This window comes from uncultured Megasphaera sp., assembly GCF_958350005.1.
Classification (GTDB): Bacteria; Bacillota; Negativicutes; order Veillonellales; family Megasphaeraceae; genus Megasphaera.
Window position 1 is genome coordinate 1 of the sequence record NZ_CATWFF010000135.1, and the last position, 5,413, is coordinate 5,413.

General features: G+C 53.1%; 5 protein-coding genes. All 5 read right to left on the bottom strand.

Annotation, left to right across the window (positions count from 1 at the left end):
- On the bottom strand, nucleotides 1-478 hold a 478-nt coding region (locus Q3886_RS08030), incomplete at its 3' end, for a hypothetical protein (protein ID WP_301860827.1).
- A gap of 63 nt (nucleotides 479-541) precedes the next feature.
- Nucleotides 542-2,401 (bottom strand): TIGR03986 family CRISPR-associated RAMP protein, encoded by a 1,860-nt coding sequence (locus tag Q3886_RS08035; protein ID WP_301860829.1) that lies wholly within the window; start codon nucleotides 2,399-2,401, stop codon nucleotides 542-544.
- A 1-nt stretch (nucleotide 2,402) separates the two neighbouring features.
- Nucleotides 2,403-2,957 carry a CRISPR-associated protein Csx19 gene (gene csx19, locus Q3886_RS08040; protein ID WP_301860830.1) on the bottom strand — a complete coding sequence of 185 codons (555 nt, stop codon included), beginning with the start codon at nucleotides 2,955-2,957 and terminating at the stop codon, nucleotides 2,403-2,405.
- Nucleotides 2,954-4,321 (bottom strand): RAMP superfamily CRISPR-associated protein, encoded by a 1,368-nt coding sequence (locus Q3886_RS08045; RefSeq protein WP_301860833.1) that lies wholly within the window; start codon nucleotides 4,319-4,321, stop codon nucleotides 2,954-2,956. The genes csx19 and Q3886_RS08045 overlap by 4 nt, the downstream gene beginning before the upstream one ends.
- On the bottom strand, nucleotides 4,318-5,413 hold a 1,096-nt coding region (locus Q3886_RS08050; RefSeq protein WP_301860835.1), incomplete at its 5' end, for a hypothetical protein. The genes Q3886_RS08045 and Q3886_RS08050, both read right to left, overlap by 4 nt.

The following is a 5,413-nucleotide window of genomic DNA, read 5'->3' on the forward strand; positions in this document are numbered from 1 at the left end:
TCATAACAGCATGGCGCGGGCCGCCGGTCATATCGGCATGAATGCATACACCTTCCTCGGCATGGGCATCAATATACTGTCTGACAATGCCGGCCATGGAAGCAATGCTCCCAATAGTCTGATCAATAGGCTCCGTTTCGTCATAGTCAATGGTGTGCACATGGCCCTGTAAATGGGGGAACCGTTCTACAATGCGTCTGCTGATAAACTCTTTCTGAATGACTTTCCGTACAGTGCCGTCATTCTGTTCATCCAGCAAAATCGTACCATTCAGCATTTTCGTCGTAACGCAGAAAATATCGTCGACCTGCCGGCCGTCTTTCTGCAGCACATGATTCATATAGCAAATGGCCGACTCATTGGTCTGGACACAGGTGACTTGTGTGCCGTCATGCAGTTCATATATTGTCTGTGTCAGCTGGTGCGTTGTACGGTCCGTATGCAGATTGCTCATAAATGCGAGCATGATGTGTTTCATCAATGTCAGCTCCTTATAAAAACAGGCTGTACAGCGCCACATGCTGTCAGCCTGTTTTCATGATTACTTACCTGAATGAACGACTTCTTCCGGTGTCTGCAGTAATGCCCGCTTCAGATATCGTTCATCGACAGTATCGTTTTTCATATCGCCGCTCATGGCAGCAATGCGGTCATTCCAGTCCGGATCTTTGGTATTGTTCCAATCCAGGAGGCAGCATAATTCCTGCAGAGACTGGTCATACGATGCCTTGGCATCGCCCAGATGTTCCGCTGCATAAGCATCAAAGGCGGAAATATAGGCAGTGCCGTCTTCGACGCGGGATGCATCGGCCCAGCCTTTGCGGTCGAACAGCTTTTTATATGTATCGTCCGTATCCAGATGCAGTTTTGGCGTAATGCGAACACTGCCAAGGCCCAGGGATTTTCCCTGTCCCAGCTTGAAGACAATATCCTCTTTGTCCGACAAATGGAACAACTTGAGCAGAGCTCCCAGCTCTACCTTGCGCAGGTCCTGGAAGCGAATGCGGCTTACAAAACGACTCCCTGCCCGCAGAGGCTGAATCTGATGATAAATCAGGTTCTTCGTGTCCCCATCTACTTCTGCCTTCGATGCCTGCCAGTCCCGGGGGCCAATTTTCCGGTGCCAGTACATTTTATAGCCTCTGATTTCCGTTTTTCGTTCCTCATCGTCCCAGTGAGCCGGCGGATATGATGTCTGTTTTAAATACAGCTGAAACGATGTCGGATTCGGCGACATAAGGGCTTTGACGTACTGTTTTTCCAGAAAATCAGGCTGCCCCTGAAGCTGGGCATCTTCAAAGGACAGGCGGCTGGCCCAGTACGTCGATTTGCCAATGGATTTCGCCGCCTGCCCTGCATCGTCTCCTGTGCCGGCAGTTTTGCCAAATACAGCATCGGCAAAATCAATTTTTTTGCTGCGCACCAGCGGATTGACGCGCTGTTCAATGGAGTTCTTATAGGGAATGCGGAAGGACGTGCCGTGACCAAAATAGAGACTGCGGCCGCTTTCAATAAAATAACACGGCGCAATGCGGTCAATATCGGCGCGCTGTGCAAATGCCCGCGCTTCGTCATTGCACAGGATATTGGAATTGGTCTTCCCATCAACGATTTCATCGACCAGGTTGACACCTGTGCGGTTTTTATCATTGCGGTAATCTTCAATGACCGAGACAGCTATTTTTCGGGAATCATTCCAGTTGGGGCTGAACAGACGGCGATTATATTTTTTCATATGACCAGCGCTGTTTTCAGTCAGGGCCCCTGTAATGACATAGGCACTGCCGTTTTTCATGTCCCACTGTACGCGGGAGCCTTCAGCCAGATACCCTCCGTTTGCACCGTCGTCCAGTTTTTCTGCCGTGCAGGGAGCAATATAATAGACGCCGTCTTTCCGGTACAAAAAGCCGGGCTTCGGAGCCGGCACATCTCTGCCCTTGGCGTTTTTCGTAACCATTCGTTCTTTATAATACGCATGCAGAGCCTGATTGCCAATATCGCCGTTGGGAGCCATGAGCTTGCGGAAATAGAGATGCCGGTTTGTATAATCCTCATCGGCCCGCATGGCACCGGCCGTTACGATTTTGAAGAGATTGCGGAACATGCCGCGCAGGGAACTTCCGGGAATCACAGGGCGGCGGTTCGGTACAAAAAACTGGCTTTCTTTCGTATCTTCCTCGATCTCCGTGCCGATGAACAGCGGCGTCAGCGCTTCCAGCTGCAGTTCTATCGTACCGGAATAAGTAGATTCTTCCTGAATATAAGCCGCAAAGTGTTTCTTAATCTCACTGTCTGATAATTCATCCCAGCGCAGGCCCTGATCCAGTGGCGATGGAAGAACTGCCTTGGCAGTCGATACAAAATTATACGGTGCCGTTGCAAATTCAGTGTTTCTGCTCATGTTAGTGTCCCCCTTTCCAGGGCGTAACTGCCAGGAAGCGGTAATCGCCATACCCGGCCTGCCCGTTTTCATGAATCGTAATATAGTTGCGCGTTGTCAGTACATAGTAAGGTGCCTGCTGCGCTGCCGGAATCGTAAGCGTAATAAAGCGCTGCGTGTCCTTGAGAACGGCATAGCCATCGTGAAAGGACTGTAATTCTCCCCAAAGGCGGGCCGACGTGTCGACAAAATCGCCGGAAGTCCCTTCGCCGTCGCAGATATACCGGCCTGTATAGGCTGTGCCGCTGCGGCGAAGATGCAGTTCTTCCCTGTCGTTAAACAGGCGTACTTCCAGAATCAGCCCTTCATCCAGGTCGGCACCGTCACTGAACGTAAGACCTCCCTTAGTCCACCGTCCCCAGATAACACGGTGATACTGCCAGACAATGACCAGGCCATCGTTCTTCATATACATGGCTGCCAGCTGTGCCAGGTTCTTCTGCTGTGCTGCAACAGAAACGGTTTTCCACGTTCCCTGAACAGACTGCAGGGACCCTTTCATCGTCGTATCCATCATTGTGCCACCTCCTGCATTCCGTCATACTGCACCAATGCCTGAGCCAGTGCTTCCAGGCCAATGTCATCAGACAAGACGGCGCCCTTTTCATCCAGTACGGCTTCTTTGCCGTTGTATACGATACGGGCGGATGTACCCTTCAGATAGCCGCGGCCAATGGCTTTATCTGCACCGAGAGCAATCCGGCCGGTCCATAAGTCGCGAAGGAGGAACAGGGCCAGCCCTGCTTCCCAGTCCTGACAGCGGTCAATGGAAAAGGCCAGCGTAAATACCGGTGTGTCCGGCACTTCCTGCCAGACCGGCTTTTCTGCAAAAAGTTTGCTTTCTATCGTCGCACCTGTAAAGCGGTCGACAGCATTTCTGGTCTGCTTCTTTTCTTTCACGCCCTGGCGGAAATATACTTCTTCCGTATAAAAACGGCTCTTCTGCTGTGTCGACTCGCTTCCTTTTTCGTCTGAAAAACCCATGAGCTGCCGCAGCAGATCCGGTGATTTTCCCAGACGGCGCAGAATATAGGCAGCCTGATGGCGCAGCACACCTTTGACGGTCGTGCCGGGGATGACGTAATCGTGGCGGCTCTGCTTCATGACGGCATGAACATGATTCTGCCGGTCCGCATCGCTGACGTCCGTATTGCGCACAAGAAGAGACGTCCGCAGGGCAAAGGTCCCTTCGATGCGCAGACCCTGATCAGCAGGCCGTGCCGTTCCCTTGTAGGGCCCGCTGCTCGGCTGTTTCTGCAGCAGCCAGGCAGCTACATCGTCAGCCTTGGTGAAATCATACGTCAGGGCCTGAACGTCAGCAAAGGAAAGAAGGCCAAACCCTTTCGTCGTCAGCGAACCGAGGCGAATGCCGCCAGCCAGCATATCGGTCAGATACTTCGCCAGATCTGTCATCGATGTACCCAGCCGTTCTGCTTCCTCTTCATGGTACTGCCGTATGACCAGCATAAGGGACAGCTCGCCTGCAGCACCGCGTTCGACAGCTTCATAATCATAGCGGTGTTTTTCTACAGTCGTCCCTGTATATGTATCGATATGAACGCCGTCGCGGACGACGATTTCCGCCTGGTCCAGCGTGCTGTCCGTGACGGTAACCGCACTTTGCAGAGCCCTATCTCCTTCAGCATACCCAAACAGCAGGGGTTCCCATTCCGGATGTTCCCAGTGCACGCGGCTGCGCAGCGCACCGGCAATGGATGTACCAGGAATGAAGGGGCGTTCCATTTCATCTTTCAGCACAAAAATATCGACGCCCCTGCTGCCGTCCCGTTCTTCCTGCCCCGAACTGATACGCAGCGGAGAAGCCAGCGTAAATGTGCCATGTATACGAATTCGTTTGGTAATTACCGGACTGTTCATCATTCAACCCCCTCGCTGCTCTGTTTGTATTGTACGGACTTGCGGCCATGGCGGAACAGCCACAGCCAGTATTCATAAAAGACAACGCCTTCTTCGGCATCTTTCGGTATCGCTGCCGCTTCCAGCAGGGATGCCGGAAAGCCGCCGGTAAAGGTTTTGCCTTCATAGGGCATGACGCCGCTGCCGTAAAACATGTCGTATAAGCTGACATGATGGATCTGCAGGGCCTTAAGATGGCCTTCAAAGGCACTGCCTTCAGGCACTTCTTCCCGCAGGCGCCGGCAGAACCGCTGCTTTGCCGACGGCAGATCGCAGCGGCTGCCCAGCAGCGATTCCAGGCGGGCAAAGACATGGGTAACCCCATGTCCTGCAGCCTGCCCCTGTATGTCAGCTGCATCTTCATAAGCCTGAGAACGGATTTCTTCGGCCATTCGTTTTTCTATAATAGCTGCTACGCACTGCCGTACTTCGTCAGACTGAATGTGTACAGGCTGTTCTGACGGCACTGCCAGTATTTCTTCCGGCATATCCGGTTTCCATACCCAGTCCCGCTGCGGCCAGACACGGAGCTGGCCAAAGCCTTCTTCCCGACGCTGGCCACAGCCTCCGTACAGCAGCGTCTGCAGCGCCGCCATATCGTCAGCAGTCCAGTCACCGTCTTTGCGGATTTCAAAAACAGTTCCTGCCGCCAAAGCGCCCTGACGGGGACGGCGCAGTGCCCAGACAGAAACAAAGTTGTCTATCTCTGTCAGGGCACTTTGCATCATGCCCAACGAGAAATGATGACCCCCTGTCAGAGAATTGAGAGCCTCTACGACCTGCGCCAGGGGCTGCTGCGCTCCATCAGCTACTTCCATTTCCGGAATAAGCGGCGTATCCAGAACGAGATAAGCAGAGGTTCCTTCTATCTGGACAGGCGGCAGAGGTTCCAGTGTGCCCAAAGAGAGGCGGCACTGTCCATACTGCGTATATTTAGACCGCCCCAGCCGGCATACTGCACCTTCTTTCGGAATAGCCAGACCGTCTGCCAGTGCCTGCAGGTCCTGTTCTTCGCCGATAATCATGCCGCGAAAAGTCTGGCCCGCACTGATGGCT

Excerpts from the sequence above, each read along its gene's own strand:
- Q3886_RS08045 (WP_301860833.1), bottom strand. The coding sequence starts at position 4,321 with ATGATGAACAGTCCGGTAATTACCAAACGAATTCGTATACATGGCACA.
- Q3886_RS08035 (WP_301860829.1), bottom strand. The coding sequence starts at position 2,401 with ATGAGCAGAAACACTGAATTTGCAACGGCACCGTATAATTTTGTATCG.
- csx19 (WP_301860830.1), bottom strand. The coding sequence starts at position 2,957 with ATGATGGATACGACGATGAAAGGGTCCCTGCAGTCTGTTCAGGGAACG.